This is a genomic window from Agrococcus citreus, from assembly GCF_039527715.1.
GTDB lineage: Bacteria > Actinomycetota > Actinomycetes > Actinomycetales > Microbacteriaceae > Agrococcus > Agrococcus citreus.
In genome coordinates this window covers 521,703-541,129 of sequence record NZ_BAAAKK010000005.1, presented here as the reverse complement: position 1 = coordinate 541,129, position 19,427 = coordinate 521,703, and the positions used below count along the sequence as shown (strand labels likewise).

Annotated in this window: 21 protein-coding genes, 3 tRNA genes and 1 pseudogene; 6 read left to right on the top strand and 19 right to left on the bottom strand. The window is 70.9% G+C overall.

Going from position 1 to position 19,427, the window contains the following annotated elements:
* Positions 1–63 precede the first annotated feature (63 nt).
* The 4 genes and pseudogenes from rplK to ABD106_RS11520 form a co-directional block, all read right to left on the bottom strand.
* On the bottom strand, positions 64–495 hold the full coding sequence (gene rplK, locus ABD106_RS11535; RefSeq protein WP_343920478.1) for a 50S ribosomal protein L11: 432 nt from the start codon (positions 493–495) through the stop codon (positions 64–66).
* 66 nt (positions 496–561) lie between these two features.
* Positions 562–1,167 (bottom strand): annotated as a pseudogene (gene nusG, locus ABD106_RS11530) (transcription termination/antitermination protein NusG); the annotation flags it as partial.
* A 120-nt stretch (positions 1,168–1,287) separates the two neighbouring features.
* A complete protein-coding gene (gene secE / locus ABD106_RS11525) occupies positions 1,288–1,494 on the bottom strand; it encodes a preprotein translocase subunit SecE (protein ID WP_425545755.1) in 207 nt (68 codons plus the stop codon).
* A gap of 131 nt (positions 1,495–1,625) precedes the next feature.
* Positions 1,626–1,698: transfer RNA gene (locus tag ABD106_RS11520), tRNA-Trp, on the bottom strand.
* A gap of 161 nt (positions 1,699–1,859) precedes the next feature.
* On the opposite strand from ABD106_RS11520, the gene ABD106_RS11515 reads away from it, so the two are divergent.
* The 5 genes from ABD106_RS11515 to map all read left to right on the top strand — a co-directional run bounded on the left by ABD106_RS11515 (position 1,860) and on the right by map (position 6,633).
* Positions 1,860–3,056 (top strand): pyridoxal phosphate-dependent aminotransferase, encoded by a 1,197-nt coding sequence (locus ABD106_RS11515; protein ID WP_343920474.1) that lies wholly within the window; start codon positions 1,860–1,862, stop codon positions 3,054–3,056.
* 9 nt (positions 3,057–3,065) lie between these two features.
* Complete coding sequence (locus ABD106_RS11510; protein ID WP_343920472.1) at positions 3,066–3,962, top strand: alpha/beta hydrolase; 897 nt, start codon at positions 3,066–3,068, stop codon at positions 3,960–3,962.
* A gap of 65 nt (positions 3,963–4,027) precedes the next feature.
* Positions 4,028–4,903: an ABC transporter ATP-binding protein gene (locus tag ABD106_RS11505; protein ID WP_343920470.1), complete on the top strand. Its 876-nt coding sequence runs from the start codon at positions 4,028–4,030 to the stop codon at positions 4,901–4,903.
* The gene (locus ABD106_RS11500) at positions 4,900–5,784 is read left to right on the top strand and encodes an ABC transporter permease (protein ID WP_343920468.1); all 885 of its coding nucleotides are present in this window, start codon (positions 4,900–4,902) and stop codon (positions 5,782–5,784) included. Before ABD106_RS11505 ends, ABD106_RS11500 begins: the two co-directional genes overlap by 4 nt.
* Before the next feature lie 66 nt (positions 5,785–5,850).
* Positions 5,851–6,633, top strand: a complete 783-nt coding sequence (gene map, locus ABD106_RS11495; protein ID WP_343920466.1) for a type I methionyl aminopeptidase — start codon at positions 5,851–5,853, stop codon at positions 6,631–6,633.
* A gap of 4 nt (positions 6,634–6,637) precedes the next feature.
* Here map and ABD106_RS11490 read toward each other — a convergent pair whose 3' ends face one another.
* The 9 genes from ABD106_RS11490 to ABD106_RS11450 form a co-directional block, all read right to left on the bottom strand.
* Positions 6,638–7,117, bottom strand: coding sequence for an SRPBCC domain-containing protein (locus ABD106_RS11490; protein ID WP_343920464.1), 480 nt, complete (start codon positions 7,115–7,117; stop codon positions 6,638–6,640).
* Between the two features lie 31 nt (positions 7,118–7,148).
* Positions 7,149–7,589, bottom strand: a complete 441-nt coding sequence (locus tag ABD106_RS11485) for a VOC family protein (protein WP_343920462.1) — start codon at positions 7,587–7,589, stop codon at positions 7,149–7,151.
* 40 nt (positions 7,590–7,629) lie between these two features.
* Complete coding sequence (locus ABD106_RS11480) at positions 7,630–8,784, bottom strand: UDP-N-acetylmuramate dehydrogenase (RefSeq protein ID WP_343920460.1); 1,155 nt, start codon at positions 8,782–8,784, stop codon at positions 7,630–7,632.
* Positions 8,785–8,810: 26 nt separating this feature from the next.
* Entirely contained in the window at positions 8,811–9,263 is a 453-nt protein-coding gene (locus tag ABD106_RS11475) for a MaoC/PaaZ C-terminal domain-containing protein (protein ID WP_425545745.1), read from the bottom strand.
* On the bottom strand, positions 9,263–9,709 hold the full coding sequence (locus tag ABD106_RS11470) for an FAS1-like dehydratase domain-containing protein (RefSeq protein WP_343920458.1): 447 nt from the start codon (positions 9,707–9,709) through the stop codon (positions 9,263–9,265). Before ABD106_RS11470 ends, ABD106_RS11475 begins: the two co-directional genes overlap by 1 nt.
* 9 nt (positions 9,710–9,718) lie before the next feature.
* The gene (locus ABD106_RS11465; RefSeq protein WP_343920456.1) at positions 9,719–10,714 is read right to left on the bottom strand and encodes a homocysteine S-methyltransferase family protein; all 996 of its coding nucleotides are present in this window, start codon (positions 10,712–10,714) and stop codon (positions 9,719–9,721) included.
* Between the two features lie 137 nt (positions 10,715–10,851).
* Positions 10,852–10,925: transfer RNA gene (locus ABD106_RS11460), tRNA-Met, on the bottom strand.
* A 38-nt stretch (positions 10,926–10,963) separates the two neighbouring features.
* Positions 10,964–11,035, bottom strand: a tRNA-Thr gene (locus ABD106_RS11455).
* Positions 11,036–11,091: 56 nt separating this feature from the next.
* Entirely contained in the window at positions 11,092–12,003 is a 912-nt protein-coding gene (locus ABD106_RS11450; RefSeq protein WP_343920454.1) for a LysR family transcriptional regulator, read from the bottom strand.
* A 73-nt stretch (positions 12,004–12,076) separates the two neighbouring features.
* Between ABD106_RS11450 and ABD106_RS11445 the strand changes: the two genes are divergently transcribed.
* Positions 12,077–13,054, top strand: a complete 978-nt coding sequence (locus tag ABD106_RS11445; RefSeq protein ID WP_343920452.1) for an EamA family transporter — start codon at positions 12,077–12,079, stop codon at positions 13,052–13,054.
* A 38-nt stretch (positions 13,055–13,092) separates the two neighbouring features.
* On the opposite strand, the gene ABD106_RS11440 is transcribed toward ABD106_RS11445, so the two are convergent.
* From ABD106_RS11440 to ABD106_RS11415, 6 genes are all read right to left on the bottom strand, one after another.
* On the bottom strand, positions 13,093–14,670 hold the full coding sequence (locus tag ABD106_RS11440) for a solute symporter family protein (protein ID WP_343920450.1): 1,578 nt from the start codon (positions 14,668–14,670) through the stop codon (positions 13,093–13,095).
* Positions 14,670–15,014, bottom strand: a complete 345-nt coding sequence (locus ABD106_RS11435) for a DUF485 domain-containing protein (RefSeq protein ID WP_343920449.1) — start codon at positions 15,012–15,014, stop codon at positions 14,670–14,672. Before ABD106_RS11435 ends, ABD106_RS11440 begins: the two co-directional genes overlap by 1 nt.
* Before the next feature lie 125 nt (positions 15,015–15,139).
* Positions 15,140–15,268, bottom strand: coding sequence for a methionine/alanine import family NSS transporter small subunit (locus tag ABD106_RS11430; RefSeq protein WP_343920447.1), 129 nt, complete (start codon positions 15,266–15,268; stop codon positions 15,140–15,142).
* Complete coding sequence (locus ABD106_RS11425) at positions 15,265–16,797, bottom strand: sodium-dependent transporter (RefSeq protein ID WP_343920445.1); 1,533 nt, start codon at positions 16,795–16,797, stop codon at positions 15,265–15,267. The genes ABD106_RS11430 and ABD106_RS11425 overlap by 4 nt, the downstream gene beginning before the upstream one ends.
* A 40-nt stretch (positions 16,798–16,837) precedes the next feature.
* Positions 16,838–17,773, bottom strand: coding sequence for a sugar ABC transporter permease (locus ABD106_RS11420; protein ID WP_425545744.1), 936 nt, complete (start codon positions 17,771–17,773; stop codon positions 16,838–16,840).
* A complete protein-coding gene (locus ABD106_RS11415; RefSeq protein ID WP_425545743.1) occupies positions 17,773–19,371 on the bottom strand; it encodes an ABC transporter permease subunit in 1,599 nt (532 codons plus the stop codon). Before ABD106_RS11415 ends, ABD106_RS11420 begins: the two co-directional genes overlap by 1 nt.
* Between the last annotated feature and the right edge of the window lie 56 nt (positions 19,372–19,427).

The following is a 19,427-nucleotide window of genomic DNA, read 5'->3' as shown; positions in this document are numbered from 1 at the left end:
GCCTGGCCGGCGCTCCCACTGGTGAGCCGTGCGGCTCGGGTCTGCGCGAACGCAGGGTCGGGATCAGCCCTCGACCGTGATGCCCATGGAGCGGGCGGTGCCGGCGACGATCTTCTTCGCGCCCTCGATGTCGTTCGAGTTGAGGTCGGGCATCTTCTGCTCGGCGATCTCGGTGACCTGCGCCATGGTGAGCTTGCCGACCTTCGACGTGTGCGGGACTCCGGAGCCCTTCTTCACGCCAGCGGCCTTCTTGATGAGCTCTGCAGCCGGCGGGGTCTTGAGCACGAAGTCGAACGAGCGGTCCTCGTAGACGGTGATCTCGACCGGGATGACGTTGCCGCGCTGGTTCTCCGTCGCGGCGTTGTACGCCTTGCAGAACTCCATGATGTTGACGCCGTGCTGACCGAGCGCCGGTCCGACCGGCGGTGCGGGGTTGGCGGCGCCGGCCGAGATCTGCAGCTTGATCAGACCCGTGACCTTCTTCTTGGGTGCCATGTCTCTTCCTTCTTGGTGTGTTGCGGCGCTGGGCAGAGCCCGGCACCGCATCCAGTCCCTCTGGGACTAGAGCTTGCTGACCTGTCCGAAGCCGAGCTCGACAGGGGTCTCACGCTCGAACAGGCTGACGAGCACGGTGAGCTTGCGGCTCGCCGGCTGGATCTCGCTGATCGTGCCCGGGAAGCCCGCGAACGAGCCCTCGGTGATGGTGATGGTCTCGCCGACCTCGAAGTCGACCTCGACCGTGAGCTGCGTGGGCTGCTGCGCGGGCATCGACTTCTGCTGCTCGGCGAGCTGCTCGTCGGCGATCGGCTTCAGCATGGTGAACGCCTCATCGAAGCGCAGCGGCGCCGGGTTGTGGGCGTTGCCCACGAAGCCGGTGACGCCGGGCGTGTGGCGGACGACCGACCACGTGTCCTCGTCGAGCTCCATGCGGACGAGCACGTAGCCGGGCACGCGCACGCGGTTGACGCGCTTCGCCTGGCCGTTCTTCGTCTCGAGCACGTCCTCGGTCGGGACCTGGATCTCGTAGATGCCGTCGACCTGCATGTTCTCGGCACGCGAGGCGATGTTGGCCTTGACCTTCTTCTCGTAGCCGGCGTACGAGTGGATGACGTACCAGCGGCCCGGCTTCAGGCGCATCTCGCGCTTGAACTCCTCGTACGGGTCGGCCGTGGGCTCCTCGGGCTTCTCATCCGCGGGGACGAGGTCGTCGAGGGCCTTGTTCAGCTCGATATCGAGGTCGTTGACGTCAGACACAGTGCACCTTCTCCTTCAGATCTCGGATCGGGCTCAGCCGCCGAGGCCGAACATCGGCAGGTCGCCGAACACCCAGCCCACGAGCGAGCCGAACAGGAGGTCGAGGCCAGACACCAGGAGCATCATGAAGACGACGAACACGAGCACGACGAGCGTGTACCGGATCAGCTCCTTGCGGGTCGGGGTGACGACCTTGCGGAGCTCGACCAGGACTTCCTTGAGGAACGTCCACAGGCGCAGGAACGGGTTGCGAGATGCTGCCTCGCGGGTGCGGGGCGCCTCCTCGATCGCGTTCTCAGCCACGGTGACCCTTCGGTTTGTTCGGCCCGGCGTGTGCCAGGCCCGTCAGGCGCTCGTACGAGCGCCTCGAGCAGGGCGGACAGGACTCGAACCTGCAACCTGCGGTTTTGGAGACCGCTGCTCTACCAATTGAGCCACCGCCCTGGGCGGGTGGAGTGCCATGCGGTCGCATCGTGATTGCCCCTGGAGGCGTGCGACATCATGGCAGTTGTCAACCACCAAGGAGAGAGTCTACGACGACGTGGCACGCCCTGTCCACTTCGTCGCGCCGATCCCCGGATGCGGCGCGGCCTAGGCTTGGTGCCGTGAACCGCATCGCCGCGCGCATCGCCGCCATCAACGAATCCGCGACCCTCAAGGTCGACGCGAAGGCCAAGTCGCTGAAGGCGGCAGGCCGCGACGTCATCTCCTACGCCGCGGGCGAGCCCGACTTCGCCACGCCGCCGAACATCGTGGAGGCCGCGCAGCGGGCGCTCGCCGACTCGAAGAACTACCGCTACACGCCGGCCGCCGGCCTGCCGGAGCTGCGCGAGGCGGTCGCGGCGAAGACCCTGCGCGACTCGGGGCTCGAGGTGGAGCCGAGCCAGGTGCTCGTCACGAACGGCGGCAAGCAGTCGGTCTACCAGGCGTTCCAGACGATCCTCGACCCGGGCGACGAGGTGCTCGTGCCGACGCCCTACTGGACGACCTACCCGGAGGCGATCGCGCTGACCGGCGCGAGGCAGGTCGACGTCTTCGCGGGTGCGGACCAGGGCTACCTCGTCACGGTCGAGCAGCTCGAGGCCGCCCGCACCGACCGCACGAAGGCGCTCCTGATGGTGAGCCCGTCGAACCCGACCGGCGCCGTCTACCCCGCCGACCGCGTGCGGGAGATCGCCGAGTGGGCGGAGCGACAAGGCCTGTGGGTCGTGAGCGACGAGATCTACCAGAACCTCGTCTACGACGGCGAGCGCGCCGTCTCGGTGACGGAGGCCGTGCCGGCGCTCGCCGACCGCACGATCCTCGTGAACGGCGTCGCGAAGACCTACGCGATGACCGGCTGGCGCGTCGGCTGGATGGTCGGCCCCGCCGACGTCATCAAGGCCGCCGCCAACCTGCAGTCGCACCTGACGAGCAACGTCAACAACGTCGCCCAGCGCGGCGCGCTCGAGGCGCTCACCGGCCCGCAGGACGCGGTCGCCGACATGCTCGCGGCGTTCGACCGACGCCGGCAGACGATCGTCGCCGAGCTGTCGCGCATCCCCGGCGTCGCCGTGCCGACGCCGAAGGGCGCGTTCTACGTCTATGCGGATGTCTCGGGGCTGCTCGGCAAGGAGTGGGGCGGCGTGACGCCCACGTCGAGCCTGCAGCTCGCCGACCTCATGCTCGAGCAGGCCGAGGTCGCCGCCGTGCCCGGCGAGGCGTTCGGGCCCTCCGGCTACCTGCGGTTCTCCTACGCGCTCGGCGACGACGCGCTGCTGGAGGGCGTGCAGCGCCTGCAGCGGCTCTTCGGCACCGCGTAGGCCGCGCGCGTGGAGCTGGAGCGGGTCGACCCGACGCTGCGCGACGCCGTCACGCGGATGCGCGGCGTCGGCATCGAGCGCCGGCTCGGCCGGGCGATCGGCAGGGTCGCGCCGCGGCTCGTGCGATTCCCCCGCACCCCGGGCGTGCGGATCGCGAGCGCGCGCGTCGGCGGCGTGCGGGTGCGCACGTACCAGCCGGCCAGGTCTCGCACCGACGCGGTGCTGCTGTGGGTGCACGGGGGCGGCATGCTCATCGGCGCTCCGCACATCGACGACCAGCTGTGCACCGAGACGGCCGACCGACTGGGCCTGCGGATCGTGAGCGTCGACTACCGGCTCGCCCCCGAGCATCCCTTCCCCGCTCCGCTCGACGACTGCGCCCGGGTCTGGACGGGCCTCGTCGAGCGTGGCGAGCGACGCATCGCCATCGGCGGGCAGAGCGCGGGCGCAGGCCTCGCCGCGGCCCTCGCGCAGCGACTGCTCGACGAGGGCGGTCAGCAGCCGATCGCACAGCTGCTCCTCTGCCCCATGCTCGACGACCGCACGGCGGCCGACACGGCGCGCGACGGCGAGGAGCACCTCGTCTGGGACAACCGCAGCAACCGGCTCGGCTGGCGCTCGTTCCTCGGCCTCGAGCCGGGCGCAGCGACCGTGCCGGCGCATGCCGTGCCAGCACGCCGCGCCGACCTCGCGGGGCTCCCGCCCGCGTGGATCGGCGTCGGCGACATCGACCTCTTCCACGACGAGGACGTGGCGTACGCCGAGCGGCTGCGCGCCGCGGGCGTCGACGTCGATCTCGTCATCGTGCCCGGCGCCCCGCACGGGTTCGAGTCGATCGCGGCCGATGCCGAGCTCTCCCGCACGCATCGCGCCGCCGCGCAGGCCTGGCTCGCCACCCGCATCTGAGCGCATCCGTCGCGCCGTGCCGGATCCGCGGTGCGGAGCGGGGCGCGGTGCGCCACGCTAGGAGCATGCACCCCGAAGCGGCCGTCGTCGTCGACGGCCTGACCAAGCGCTACGGCGCTCGCACCGTCGTCGACGACGTCTCGTTCGCGATCGCCCAGGGCGAGACCTTCGCGCTCCTCGGCCCGAACGGGGCGGGCAAGTCGACGACCGTCGAGATGCTCGAGGGATTCCGCACGCCCACGAGCGGCACCGCGCGCGTCCTCGGCGTCGACCCGCAGCGCGGCGATCGCGGCTGGCGCAGCCGCATCGGCGTCGTGCTGCAGTCGAGCGGGCAGGCCGGGGTGCTCACGGTCCGCGAGATCCTCACGCACTTCGCGCGCGTCTTCCCCGACGCGCGCGACGTCGACGAGACGATCGCCGCCGTGGGCCTCACCGAGCACGCTCAGCGGCGCGTGAGCAAGCTCTCCGGCGGGCAGCAGCGGCGCGTCGACGTCGCGCTCGGCATCATGGGACGTCCGGAGGTGCTCTTCCTCGACGAGCCGACGACGGGCTTCGACCCGCAGGCCCGGCGGGCGTTCTGGGAGCTCATCCGTGGCGTCGCCGCAGACGGCACGACCATCCTGCTCACGACCCACTACCTCGACGAGGCGGAGCAGCTCGCCGACCGCGCCGGCATCATCGCCGGCGGCCGCTTGCTCGCGCTCGACGAGATCGGGCGCATCGGGGGCGCGGAGGCGCGCACGCCGATCGTGCGGTGGTCGGATGCGGCAGGTCGCCACGAGGTGCGCACGACCGAGCCGGCATCGTTCGTGCGCGGGCTGCGCGGCGAGCCCGTCGATCTCGAGATCGTGCGGCCGTCGCTCGAGGACATCTACCTCTCGATGATCGGCGAGGTCGAGGTCGACGACGCCGAGCTCGAGCTCGACGAGGTCGCGGCATGAGCGCCGTCGACACCGGCGAGGCCGGCCCGACGGGCGCCGACGGGCGCGTCGCGGTCGCGCGCCGCGGCATCCGCCCCGGGCACACCCTGCGCTGCGCCGCAGACCGCGTGCGGGTCGAGCTGCTGCAGTACCTGCGACGCAGCGATGCGCTCGTGTTCACCTTCCTCTTCCCGGTGCTGCTGTTCTCGATCTTCGCGAGCGCCTTCAGCGACGTGCCGCCGCTGCTGACGATGGACGGGCAGGAGGTGACCCAGCCGCACACCTACCTGCCCGCGATGCTCGCGGCAGGCGTCTTCCTGTCCGGAGTGCAGAACCTCGGCATCGAGATCGCCACCGAGCGCGCGAACGGCACGCTGCAGCGGCTCGCGGCGACGCCGCTGCCGGTGCTGTCGTACTTCCTCGGCAAGGTCGGCCAGCTGCTGCTCACCTCGCTCGCGCAAGCGGCGCTCCTGCTGACCGTGGCGACGACGGTGTTCGGGCTCGAGCTGCCGACCGACCCCGGCCGCTGGTTCACGCTCGCCTGGGTCTTCTTCGCCGCCCTCGTCTGCTTCGCCGTGCTCGGCGTCGCGGTCGCGCAGATCCCGCGCTCCGCGGCGTCTGCGTCGGCGGTCATCCTGCCGGTCGTCCTCGTGCTGCAGTTCATCTCGGGCATCTACCTGCCCTTCGCGATCCTGCCCGACTGGCTCCAGTCGATCGCGAACCTGCTCCCGCTCGCATGGGTCGGGCACGGGATGCGCGCGGCGCTCCTGCCCGACGTCGCGCGACAGCTCGAGGTGGGCGCGATGTGGGACCTGCAGACGGTCGCCCTCGTGCTGGGCGCGTGGGCGGTCGTGGGCACGGTGGTCGCCGCGCTGACGTTCCGCTGGATCAAGCGCGGCTGACGCCGGCGTGCCCGCGGTCGCATCCCAGACCCGTCGACTCGCAGATCTACACCCACCGGAGGCAGCATGATCGAGATCCTCAACGACGCCGAGCTCTCGCGCGCTCGGCGGGCCGGCGCGCTCGTCGCCGACATCCTGCAGTCGCTGCGAGCCCGCAGCGCTGTCGGCACCAACCTGCTCGAGATCGATCGCTGGGCGAAGGCGATGATCGAGGAGGCCGGCGCGGAGTCCTGCTACGTCGACTACGCGCCGTCGTTCGGTCGCGGGCCGTTCGGCCACCACATCTGCACGGGCATCAACGATGCCGTCCTCCACGGGCGGCCCCGCGATCAGCGGCTCGCCGACGGCGACCTGCTGACCCTCGACCTCGCCGTCTCGGTGGAGGGCATCGCGGCCGACGCCGCGATCAGCTTCGTCGTGGGCGATCGCCGACCGGCGGACAGCGTCGCCATGATCGAGGTGACCGAGCGGGCGCTCGAGGCCGGGATCGCAGCGGCGGTCCCCGGCAACCGGATCGGCGACATCTCGCACGCGATCGGCTCGGTGCTCGACGCAGCGGGCTACCCCATCAACATGGAGTTCGGCGGTCACGGCATCGGGTCGACGATGCACCAGGATCCGCACGTCGCGAACGCCGGTCGACCGGGCCGCGGCTACCGGCTCCGCCCGGGGCTGCTGCTCGCGCTCGAGCCGTGGATCATGGCCGACACCGACGAGCTCGTCGTCGACCCGGACGGCTGGACGCTCCGCAGCGCGACCGGCGCACGGACCGCGCACAGCGAGCACACCATCGCGATCACCGACGGCGCCGCCGAGATCCTGACGCAGCCGATGGGCCGGCTCGCCTGACGCGCTACACGTGCTGCGCGAACGCCCGGTAGCGCTCGAGCAGCACGGGCCAGTCGAGGCGCTTGGCGCGGCCGCCCCGGTTCGAGTCGCTCCATCCCGAGTGCGTGAGCCGCACCCGAGTGCCGCCCTGCGGGAGGTCGACGAACGTGACGTCGACGACGCTCGCGTCGCCCTCGTCGGACAGGCGGAGCGTGTGCGAGAAGCGCTCGCCCGGGACGGCATCCGTCACCTCGCCCCAGTCGACCTCGCGGCCGTCGCGGCCGTGCTCGACGATGCGGCCGCCCGCGTGCGGGTCGACCGCGATGCGGTCGAGGCCGGACCCGCTCGCCGTCGAGCCGGGCAGCCACCACTCGCCGAGCCCGTGCACGTACGCGTCCCACGCCCGAGCGCGGCTGACGGAGACCTCGAGCTCGAGCTCGATCGGCGACGAGCTGCCGGTCGGGTCGGGCGGTACCGCGTCGTGCACATCCATGCTGTCCCCCATCACCCGACTGTCCCACGACCGGGCGGCCGGATCAATCGTCGACTGGCACGAACCGCTCCTCGCCGTCGAGCTCCTCGAACAGCGTGAGCGTCAGCCCGGCGGGCGCCTCGAGCCGCGCGTTCCGCGAGCGCCACGGCGTCTCGACGGGCTCCGCGATGACCGTGGCGCCCGCCCCCTCGAGCCTCCTCGTCGAGCCGTCGGCGTCGTCGACCTCGAAGGCGACGCGGATGCGCGGGCTCGGTGCGCCACCCGCCTCGATGCGATCGATCATGCGCTTCTGCGCGGGATTGGCGAGCTCGAGCGTGGCCCTGCCGGCCTCGAGGATCGCCACCCGCGCGTCGCCGGCGCCTTCGAACGCCGCGATCTCGGGCAGCCCGAGCGCGTCGCGGTAGAAGGCGAGGGCCGCGTCGAAGTCGTCGACCTCGACGACGAGCCTGAGCTGCTTCGGAGGATGCGCCTGCTGCTGTGCCATGCGAGGGGCAACGCCGATCGCCGGCGCTGCATTTCGACGGCTAGAGCGAGAGCCCCACGAGCACGGGCTCTGGCACGAGGTGCACGCCGAACTGGTTCTCGACGCGTGCCTGCACGAACCGAGCGAGCTCGGCGATCTCCTCGCCCGTCGCGCCGCCCCGATTCGTCAGCGCGAGCGTGTGCTTCGTCGAGACGGCCGCGCGCGATCCGGGCAGCGAGAAGCCGCGGCCGATGCCGGCCTGCTCGATGAGCCACGCGGCAGAGAGCTTCACCCTCGGCACGCGCCGGTCGAACGACGGCAGCGCGGTGTCGGCGTCCAGCGGCAGCACGGTCGCGCGCGGCTCCGGCGCGGTCGACCACCGGGGCAGCTCCTTCGGCAGCGTCGCGGCGAAGCGGGCCGAGACGATCGGATTGGTGAAGAACGAGCCCGCGCTCACCGAGTCAGGGTCGTCCGAGAGCACCATGCCCTTCGAGTCGCGCAGCGCGAGCACCGAGCTGCGGACGTCCTCGAGCGGCACGCGCGTGCCGAGCTCGACGTCGAGCGCCGTGGCGAGCTGCTGGTACGCGATCGGCTGGCTCCGACCGTCGGGCGATCGGCGCAGGCGCAGGTCGACCGAGAGCACGACGCCGCGCAGCACCCCCTGCTTGATCGCGGAGTCGCGGTAGCCGAGGCGCAGCTCCGACGCCGGCACCTCGCGCACCGCGAGCTCGCCGTGCTCGTCGAGGCACAGCAGCTCGATCCCCTGGAGCGTCGCCGAGAGCTCTTGGCCGTAGGCGCCGATGTTCTGGATCGGCGCCGCGCCGACCGAGCCCGGCACGCCGCTGAGGGCCTCGATGCCCGTGAGCCCCTCGGCGACCGCGAGGGCGACGAGCGCATCCCACGACTCCCCCGCCTCCACGCGCAGCACGACGGCGTCGTCGAGCGGCGGCTCCTCGCCCGGCGGCCGGTGCGGCCGCTCCGCCGCAGGCAGCGTGCGGATGCCGCGCGTCGCGACCCGGAGCACGGTGCCCTCGTACCGCTCGTCGGAGGCGACGGTGTTCGAGCCGCCGCCGAGCAGCAGGTGCTCCTCGTCGCGCTCGAGCAGCTCGGCGTAGGCCGACACCACCTCGTCGCGCGTGGTCGCCTCGATCCAGCGATCGACGTCGCCGCCCACCCGCATGGTGGTCGCGTCGGCGAGCCGCCGCGCAGCGGTCATCGGCGCAGGGGTCATCGGCGCAGGGGTCATCGGTCGGTCGCCACGACGACCTGCGCCTTGCCGAGCACGGTCCTCTCGTCGACCGTCACCGTCAGATCGATGCGCGCGCTGCCCTCGTCGACCCGGCCGACCTTCGCGACCACGTGCAGGGCGGCGCCGGTCTCGGCGTCGACCACCACCGGGCGCGTGAACCGCACGGTGTAGTCGACGATGCGCGAGGGGCCCGCCCATTCGACGACCGGCTGCACGGCCGCGCCCATCGTGAGCATGCCGTGCGCGAGCACGCCGGGCAGCCCGACGCGCTCGGCGACGTCGTCGCGGTAGTGGATCGGGTTGAAGTCGCCGGAGGCGCCCGCGTAGCGCACGAGCGAGTCGCGCGTGAGGGTGAGGTCGCGCTCGGCGACCACCTGGCCGACCTCGAGCTCGCCGAGCTCCTGGTTCGCGCCCATCGGCTTCGCGTCCGTCATGTTCCCGTCCATCAGGCCTCCGCCCGCACCACGAGCGTCGAGGTGGCCGTGACGACGTGCATGCCGTCGAGGTCGGTGATGACGCTCTCGCTCGTCACCATGTCGTTGCCGCCGAGCGACTTCACGCTCGTGACCGTCAGCTGCGCGGTGAGCTCGTCGCCCGCGACGATCGGCCGGCTCGCGGTGAAGCGCTGGTCGCCGTGCACGACGCGCGAGAAGTCGACGCCGGCCGTCTCGTCCTCGAGCAGCTGCCGCAGCGTGAGCTCCTGGATGACGATCGGGAAGGTGGGCGGTGCGATGACGTCGGTGTGGCCGGCTGCGCGCGCAGCATCGACGTCGAGATGCTCCGGATGCGTCGCCTGCACGGCGCGCGCGAACTCGCGGACCTTCTCGCGACCGACGAGGTAGGGGGCCGTGGGCGGGTACTGCCGGCCCTGGATCTCGGGATTCACTGGCACGGAGCCAGTCTAGGCAGACGCGCGATCTCCCCAGAGTGCGGCGACGTGGCGGCTGTCGGTGCCGCAGCAGCCGCCGACGACCGCGAGGTTGGGCAGCAGCGCGCGCACCTGCTCGTGGCCTCGACGCAGCTCGTCGATGTCGCCGGGGTCGAGCTCGGTCGCCGCGTCGAGCTCGGCGTGGCTCTTCGTCGAGGCGTTGTAGCGCACCGCCGCGACGCGCTCGCGCCACGCGCCGCCGTCGAGGCCGCGCAGGATGTGCTGCGGATGCGCGCAGTTGAGCATGTAGTGCACGCTGTCGGTCTCGTCCTCCACGAGCCGGATCGCGTCGCCGAGCGGCATCCCGCCGCGCAGCCGCCCGTCGGTCTCGACGGTGAAGCCGATCGCGACCGGGAGCCCGTGGAAGAAGGCGGCCCTCGCGATGCCGATCGCCTCGCCCGGGTCGGAGAGCGTGAACGCGGTCACGAGGTCGACGCCGGCCTCGGCGAACGCGTCGAGCTGCCGCTCGTGATAGACCTGCGCGTCGTCGGGGTCGATCGGCGGCACGTCGGCGTAGGCATCCGCACGCGGCCCGACCGCGCCGCTGACGAGGACGTCGGCGACGTCGTCCCACGACTCCCGCAGCTCGCGGACGTGCCGCACCGCGGCGACGTTCACGTCGTAGAGCGAGCGCCGGTCGTCGCCGAGCCGCGCGCCCCAGTCGGGGTTCGCTCGCCACGTCGCGGTCTCGAGCAGCAGGCCCGCGCCGACCCTGGCCGCGATCGCGGCGTACGCCGCGTAGTAGTCGGCGAGCAGTGCCCTGCCGCGCTCGGAGCGCAGCAGCGGGTACGCCGCGAAGTGCGGCAGGTCGACGCCGCGGCGGAAGATGAGGTCGGTCTCGAGGCCGCCGTCGGTCACGAACGGATGCGCCGGCGTCGGCCAGTCGGGTCGGTGCGGCACCACGTGGTGGTGCACGGAGGGCTTCGTGGTGAACCCGGAGGTCATCGACCTCCGCTCGACGGTGGACATGCCCGTCTCCTCGCCTCGCTAGAGCAGGTGAGCCGCCTGCTCGACCGCAGGCTACTCGGGCGCTCCGAGCGCGTCCATGCCCCAGTTCGAGCACGAACAAGGGGACCGGATGATCCATCCGGTCCCCTTGCTGGCGGTAGCGAGGGCGGGGTTCGAACCCGCGACCTCACGATTATGAGTCGTGCGCTCTCACCAACTGAGCTACCCCGCCAGAACGCCCACCCAAGCACGAAGCATCAAGCGAACGCGAGCCCCGAGCGAGGATCGAACTCGCGACCCCTTCCTTACCATGGAAGTGCTCTACCGCTGAGCTATCGGGGCGATGCCGTTCACGGCAACCGGAATATCGTAGCACCGCCCGAGCGCCCTCCGCGCCGTCAGGCCTCGACCGCGTCAGCCTCGACGATCGCGGCGGCGCAGCGCTCGAGCACCTCGAGCACGTGCCGGACGACCGCTCGCTCGGCGACGTCGGAGCGCGCGAGCGCGCTCACCGTGCGCCCGGTCGGCAGACCCGACAGCGGCACGAGCGCGATGCCGCCGCCTCGCTGCGTGCTGAAGCGGGGCAGCATCCCGATGCCCAGCCCGGCGGCCACGAGCGCCTCGACCAGCCGGTTGTCGCGCACCCGCTGCACGATCGAGAACGACGCCGCGGCCGCCTGCTCGATCGCGATGCGCACGTCGTCGAACGGGTAGCCCTCCGGCACGCCGATCCACCGCTGCCCGGCGAGGTCGGCAGGTCGCACCGAGGCAGCCGCGGCGAGCGGGTGCGACAGCGGGAGGGCGATGTCGATCGGCTCCCGCAGCAGGTCGACGACGCGGAGCCCCCGCCAGCCGGGCAGCGGCGTCGGTGCCATGCGGTGACCGATGACGAGGTCGTGGTCGCGGGTGAGCGCCGCGTAGTCGGCCTCCGCGACGTCGTGGTCGTGCACCCGCACCTCGATGCCGTCGCCGAGCGCCGCGATGAGCGACGGCAGCAGCACGACGCCGGCGCTCGGCAGCACGGCGATGTCGATGCTGCCGCCGATGCCGCCGCGGAAGGCGGCGAGCCGAGCCTCGACCTGCGCGACCACGGCGGCCACCTCGATCGCGCCCGCTGCGAGCAGCCGGCCGGCCTCGGTGAGGCGCACGCCTCGGCCGACCGGCTCGGTGAGCGGCAGGCCGAGCGAGCGCTCGAGCAGGCGGATGCGCTGCGACACGGCCGACGGCGTCACGCGCGTCGCGCGCGCCACGGCCCCGAGGCTCCCGCGCTCGTCGAGCTCGCGGAGCAGAGCGAGATCGCGTAGTTCCATGCAGCAACGCTACACAGTCGATCCACGATTCATCGCTTGTGCTCCACGGTCTGGGACTGCTCTGCTCATGCGCATGACGACTCGAGAGCGACTGCTGGGCGTGCTGGTGGCCGTGCTGTGGGGCCTGAACTTCCTCGCCATCCACCTCTCGCTCGAGCAGTTCCCGCCGTTCTTCCTCGTGGCGCTGCGCTTCGCGCTCATCGCGCTGCCGACGATCCTGCTCGTGCCGCGGCCGCAGGTGCGGCTGCGCTGGCTGCTCGGCTACGGGCTCGGCTTCGGCACGCTGCAGTTCCTCTTCCTCTACTGGGCGATGGCCACGGGGCTGCCGGTCGGGCTCGCCTCGCTCGTGCTGCAGGCATCCGCGCCGTTCACCGTGCTCCTCGGCGCGACCGTGCTGCGCGAGCGGCTCGATCGCGCGCAGGTGGCGGGCATCCTGCTCGCCGTCGCGGGGCTCACCGCCATCGGCGCGCAGCAGCTCGGCACCGCGGCGCTGGGCCCGTTCCTGCTGGCGCTGCTCGCGGCCCTCGGCTGGGCGCTCGGCAACCTCTCGAGCCGGCTGGCGAAGCCGCCGAAGCCGCTGCACCTGACACTCTGGATGTCGGTGGTCCCGGTGCTGCCGATGCTCGCCGTCTCGCTCTGGGTCGAGGGACCGGAGCGGATCGCGCGGTCGCTCACAGCGCTCGACACGTCGACGGGCCTCTGGGCGCTCGGCGGCCTCGCCTACACGGTCGTGCTCGGCACCGTGGTCGGCAGCGGGATCTGGACCTGGCTGCTGAGCCGGCACCCGGCCGCGCGCGTCGCGCCCTTCTCGATGCTCGTGCCCGTCGTCGGCCTGGTGACCGCGTGGGTCGTGCTCGGCGAGACGCTGGCGGCGGTGGAGATCGCGGGCGCCGCCGTCGTCGTGCTGGGCGTGCTGCTCGGCTCCCGGGCCGTGCGCCACCCCCGCCGAGCGCCCGCCGCGCCCGCACCCGCCTTCGCACCCTTCGCACGACGCAAGCCCGCGAGCCTCGGCGGGCGGCCCCCGGTGACCGGGGACCGCGCGCGCCGCTGATCAGGCTTCGCGGGCGTGCGTCGTGCGTACCGTGCGGGTCAGTGCTCCGATGCCTTCTCGGCTCCGGCGCCGGTGAAGGAGCGCACCTCCATCTCGGCCTGCTTCGCCGCGTGGTCCGGCGACGGCTTCGACAGCAGCGTGCCGACGATGCCGAGCACGAACGCGAGCGGGATCGACACGATGCCGGGGTTCGCGAGCGGGAAGATCGCGAAGTCGGCGTCGGCGAAGATCGACGTCTCGCGCCCCGACACGACGGGCGAGAAGACGATGAGGAGCACGCACGAGGCGAGCCCGCCGTACATCGACCACAGCGCTCCGCCGGTGTTGAACCGGCGCCAGAACAGCGAGTAGATGATCGTCGGCAGGTTCGCGCTCGCCGCGACCGCGAACGCGAGCGCCACGAGGAACGCGACGTTCTGGTTCTGCGCCAGGATGCCGCCGAGGATCGCGATGATCCCGATGACGACGACCGTGATGCGCGCGACCTTCACCTCGGCACCCGGCTGCACGTCGCCGCGCTTGATGATGGATGCGTAGATGTCGTGCGCGAACGACGTCGCGGCGGTGATGGCGAGGCCCGCGACGACCGCGAGGATCGTCGCGAACGCGATCGCCGAGATGATCGCCATGAGCACCGGTCCGCCGAGCGCGAGCGCGAGCAGCGGGGCTGCCGAGTTCTCGCCACCGGGCGACTCGCGGATCGTCTCGGGACCCACGAGCGCACCGGCGCCGAAGCCGAGCACGAGCGTGAACAGGTAGAAGATGCCGATGAGCCAGATGGCCCAGACGACGCTGCGCCGCGCCTCCTTGGCGGACGGCACCGTGTAGAAGCGCATGAGCACGTGCGGCAGCCCAGCCGTGCCCAGCACGAGCGCGAGCCCGAGCGACAGGAAGTCGATCGGGTTCGTGTACTTGAGTCCCGGCGCGAGGATCGCCTCGCCCTCGGGCGACGCCTCGACGGCGCGCTGCAGCAGGGCGTTGAAGTCGAAGCCCACCAGGAACATCACCATGATCGTCATGATCCCGGCGCCGACGATGAGCAGCACCGCCTTGATGATCTGCACCCAGGTGGTGCCCTTCATGCCGCCGACGATGACGTAGACGATCATGAGCACGCCGACGACGGCGATGGTGATCGAGGTCGCGAGCGGCCCCTCGAAGCCCATCAGCAGGGCGACGAGACCGCCGGCGCCCGCCATCTGCGCGACGAGGTAGAAGAAGCACACCGCGAGCGTCGCGAGGGCCGCCGCCATGCGCACGGGACGCTGGCGGAGGCGGAAGCTCAGCACGTCGGCCATCGTGAACTTGCCGGTGTTGCGCAGCAGCTCGGCGACGAGCAGCAGCGCGACGAGCCACGCGACGAGGAAGCCGATGGAGTAGAGGAAGCCGTCGTAGCCGGCGACCGCGATCGCGCCGCAGATGCCGAGGAAGCTCGCGGCAGACAGGTAGTCGCCCGCGATCGCGACGCCGTTCTGCCGGCCCGAGAACGACCGGCCGGCAGCGTAGAACTCGTTCTCGGTCGCCTTGCGGCGCGAGACACGGAAGACGATGAAGAGCGTGACGGCGACGAAGATGCCGAACACGACCATGTTGATGACGGGATTGATCTCAGGCATCAGCGACTCCCTGCCGGCACGACCAGCTCCATCTGCTCGCGCAGCGGCTCGGCCTGGCGGTCGTAGACGCGGTTCGCCCAGCGGCTGTAGAGCATCGTGATCGTGAAGGTCGTGACGAACTGCGCGAGCCCGAACAGGAGCCCGACGTTGATGTAGCTGTCTCCGAGCCGGGTCGCGAAGAACTCGGGCGCGAAGCCCGCGATCAGCACGTACGCGAGGTACCAGGCGAGGAAGATGACCGTGAGCGGCACGATGAAGGTCATGAAGGTGCGCCGAAGGCGCTGGAACTCAGGCGAGCGCTGCATCTCGATGCTGCGCTCGGGGTCGAAGTCGGTCTCTGGCATGCGGCACGCTCCTCCCGGGCGCCACGCTGCGCCCGCCCCATCGAGGGGGTGCGATGAGCGTAATCGTTTTCGACCGTCTGCCGCGCAGATTCCGGCGCGCGTGTCGCGCGCCGCCCGGGCCGTCGTCAGAGGTCGCGCCCGGAGTCGGCCGGCTCCTCGCCCTTGAAGCGCACGACGTTCACGATCGCCGCTGCGAGCCCGCCCCACAGCACGGTCATCGCGACGACCATCATGACGATGGCTCCACCGGTCATCGGATCACCTCCTCGTCGTGCTCCGGCGCCTCCAGCGGCGTCGTCGACCTCCACTTCGGGATCGAGAGCAGGATGCCGGCGAGCAGGGCCGCCGCCGCGGTGCCCCAGCCGAAGACCGCGAGCATCCATCCGGGGAATCCGCCGTAGGGCTCCGAGACGGCCGTGATGAGCTCGAGCCCGAGCATCACCGCGAGCAGCGCCGGCGTGACGATCGTGACGAGCACGATCCACCACCTGCCGAGCTTGAGGGAGCCGTAGCGGCTCATGTGCTCGGCGAGCGAGGGGACCCGGCGGACGGCCCAGCCGACGGCGAGCATCGCGACGAGCGCGACGAGCAGGATGCCGAAGCGGTTGATGAAGTGGTCGGCGATGTCGAGCACGAGGATGCCGCTCGTGGTCGTGAAGAGCAGGATGCTGACGATCGCCATCGGGACGGTGACGACGAGCGTCGCCCCCACCCGGCCGAGCTCGAGCTTGTCGCGCACGGCCGAGATCACCACCTCGAGGATGCTCACGAGCGATGTGAAGCCGGCGAGCACGAGCGAGAGGAAGAACAGCATGCCCAGCAGCTCGCCGAACGGCGCCTGGGAGATGATCGCCGGGAAGGCGATGAAGGCGAGGCCGATGCCGTCGGCGACCACATCGGCGACGGCCGCGCCCGACGCCTGCGCGAGGAAGCCCAGCGCCGAGAAGACACCGATGCCCGCGAGCAGCTCGAAGCCGGAGTTGGCGAAGCCGACGACGAGGCCCGAGCCCGTCATGTCGATCTTCCGCCCGACGTACGAGGCGTACGTGATCATGATGCCGAAGCCGACCGAGAGCGAGAAGAAGATCTGCCCGAAGGCGCTCGCCCACACCGCCGGGTCGAGGAGCGCCGCCCAGTTCGGCGCGAAGAGCGACTGCAGGCCGTCGATCGCGCCGGGCAGCGCGAGCGCCTGCACGACGAGCGCGATGAACGCGATGAGGAGCACGGGGATGAAGACCACCGAGGTGGCGCCGATGCCGCGCTGCACGCCGAGGGCCATGACCGCGATCGCGACCACCCAGATGATGACCATCGGGATGAGCACGGCAGGCACGAAGTCGAGCGTGACCTCGTTCTCCGTGGCTCGCAGGAACTCGGTGAAGAAGAAGGCCTCCGGATCGTCGCCCCACGCCTGCGTGAAGGAGAAGCCGACGTACTGCACCGACCACGCGAGGATCGCCGCGTAGTAGACCGAGATCACGACGCAGATCGCCACCTGCCACCAGCCGATGAACTCCAGCCGACGGGACAGCCGCGCGAAGGACAGCGGGGCCGAGCCTCGCTGCGAATGGCCGATCGCGTAGTCGAGCAGCAGCAGCGGGATGCCGGCGGCGAGCAGGGCGACGAGGTACGGCAGGATGAACGCCCCGCCGCCGCCCTCGTACGCGACGTACGGGAAGCGCCAGATGTTGCCGAGCCCGACGGCGGAGCCGATGGCCGCCATGATGAAGACCGTCTTGTTGGAGAACCGGCCTCGGTCGATCGGCGCGCGCACCTGGGTCATGCCCCTACCGTGCCATGCCACCCGGCGTCGGGGGAACGGCCTACTTCACGGCCCCCGCCGTCAGGCCGCCGACGATGTACTTCTGCAGCCACAGGAACAGGGCCATGACCGGGATCGCGGCGAGCACGGCGCCGGCGGCGAAGATCGTGTAGTTCGTGCTCGTCTCCTCGGAGACGTAGCGGAACAGCCCGACGGCGAGGGTGAGCCGCTCCGGGCTCGTGAGGATGACCGAGGCGATCACGTAGTCGCTCGTCGTGCCGATGAAGGAGAGCAGGCCGATGACCGCCAGGATCGGGGCGACGAGTCGCAGGATGATCGTGAAGAAGATGCGCGCGTGCCCCGCGCCGTCGAGCTTGGCCGCCTCGTCGATCGACGCGGGCACCGTGTTGAAGAACCCGTACATGAGGTACGTGTTCACGCCGAGCGCTCCACCCAGGTAGACCATGATCAGGCCGATCTGCGTGTCGAGCCCGATGGCCGGGAACACCTCGCTGATGCCGCGCATGAGCAGGTAGATGGCGACGACCGCGAGCAGCTGCGGGAACATCTGCACGATGATGAGGCCGAGGAGGCCTGGCCGCCTGCCGGTGAACCGCATCCGACTGAAGGCGTAGGCCGCGAGCGCACCGAGGAAGACGGTGCCGAACGAGGTCGCGAGCCCGACGACGAGCGTGTTCGCGAACCAGGCGGCGTAGGGCCGGCGCGGGTCGCTCAGCAGGTCGACGTAGTTCTGCACCGAGAGCTGGCGGAAGAGCTCGTTCGATCCCGTGAGCGTGCCGCCCGGGTTGAACGACGCGCTCAGCACGTACACGAGCGGGAAGACGGCGAAGAGCACGACGGCGATGCCGACGAGGTGCCGCCAGCCCATCTCGCGGAGCCACTTCTTGAACGACATCCGCTCCACCGCGCGGGGCGGACGGCCCTCGGGGGCGGCGTCGTCGACGGGCAGGATCTCGGATCCTCTGGAGTTGCTCATCAGTTCAGGTCCTCCAGTGCCTTCGTCTGCCGGAACGCGATGGTCGAGACGGTGGCGACGATGATGAAGATGATGATCGACAGCGCGGCCGCGAGGCCGTAGTCGCGGGTGCCGTCCTGGAACGCCGTCTTGTAGACGAGCGTGATGAGCAGGTCGGTGTGGCCGACGTTCTCCTCCACGCCCTGCATGCGGGGTCCGCCGCGGGTGAGGAAGTAGATGGTGTTGAAGTTGTTGAAGTTGAACGCGAACGACGAGATCAGCAGCGGCGCGGTCGAGACCAGCAGCAGCGGGAACTTGATGCGGCCGAAGATCTGCCAGCCGGTCGCCCCGTCGACCGAGGCCGCCTCGGTGAGCTCCTCGGGGATCGACTGCAGCGCGCCCAGGCAGATGAGGAACATGTAGGGGAAGCCCAGCCACAGGTTCACGATCAGCACCGAGACCTTCGCGAGCACCGGATCGGTCAGCCACGGGATGTCGGCGGAGCCGAGGAACGTGTTGTTGATGTAGCCGAACTCGGTGTTGAGCAGTCCGAGCCACACGAGCGCGCCGAGGAACGACGGGAACGCGTACGGGAGGATCGAGAGCACCCGGTAGATCTGCTTCGAGCGCATGCGCGGGTCGTTGAGCGCGATCGCCAGGAAGAGGCCGAGGAAGAACGACATCGCGACCGACAGGATGGCGAAGCCGAAGGTCCACGCCAGCACGCCGAACAGCGCGCCGCCGTAGCTCGGGTTCTGGAACGGGTAGAGGAAGTTGTCGGCGCCGATGAAGATCTGCCAGCCGGTGCCGAGCCGCTGGCCGTCGGCCGTCTCGAACGCGCCGTTGCCGAGATCCTGGTAGACGGTGCCGGTGACGGTGTCGGTGACGGTGTCGGCGGCCTCGTCGTAGACGAAGGTCGACTGGTAGACGTAGCCGTTCGACGCGTCCGTCGTGCGGAGGAAGCCGTCGGCGAGGTCGTCCGACAGCGGCACCTGGAGCGCCGCCACCTCCTGCTGCCGCTGGAGGATGTCCTGCATGCCGAGGCTCGTCCAGCCCTCGAGCGCGGTCGGCCGCTCGCCGTCGAGCGTGACGGATGCCGGGTCGACCGGCTGCAGCGGCTCGTCCTGCGTGCCGACGAGCACCTGCCCGTCCGGCGCGGCGGCGAGCAGCCCGAGGCCGCCGGCGCCCTCGACGACGGTCACGCGGTACGCCGGCGATCCCTCGACGCGCAGCGTGTTCTGCTGCACGATCGACGAGATCGCGTCGTCCTTCGTCGAGTTGTGTCCGTCGCCGTAGTTCGTGAACGCGATGTAGAGCGAGTACACGATCACGAAGAGCTGGAAGATCGCGAGGAACACGAGTCCGGGCGTCAGGTACTTCGCCGGCAGCAGGCCGGGGCTGAGGTAGACCCAGTTCACGAGCAGCGTGGCAAGGAGCACGATGCCGGCGACGAGGTAGTCGCCCTGGAAGAACAGGATCGACATCGCGAAGACCGCGACGGCATCCACGAGCGCGAGCAGCACGATCTTGACCGCGATCACGCGCATGCTGGGCGGTTGGTGGTGGATGCCCCGCTTGGGAGCCCGCGCGCGGGCCTTCAGGGCTGACGTCGTCGTCACTCGTGACTCCTCTTCGCCTGTCTCAGGCGCGGACCGTGGGGATGAGACGGCGGCCG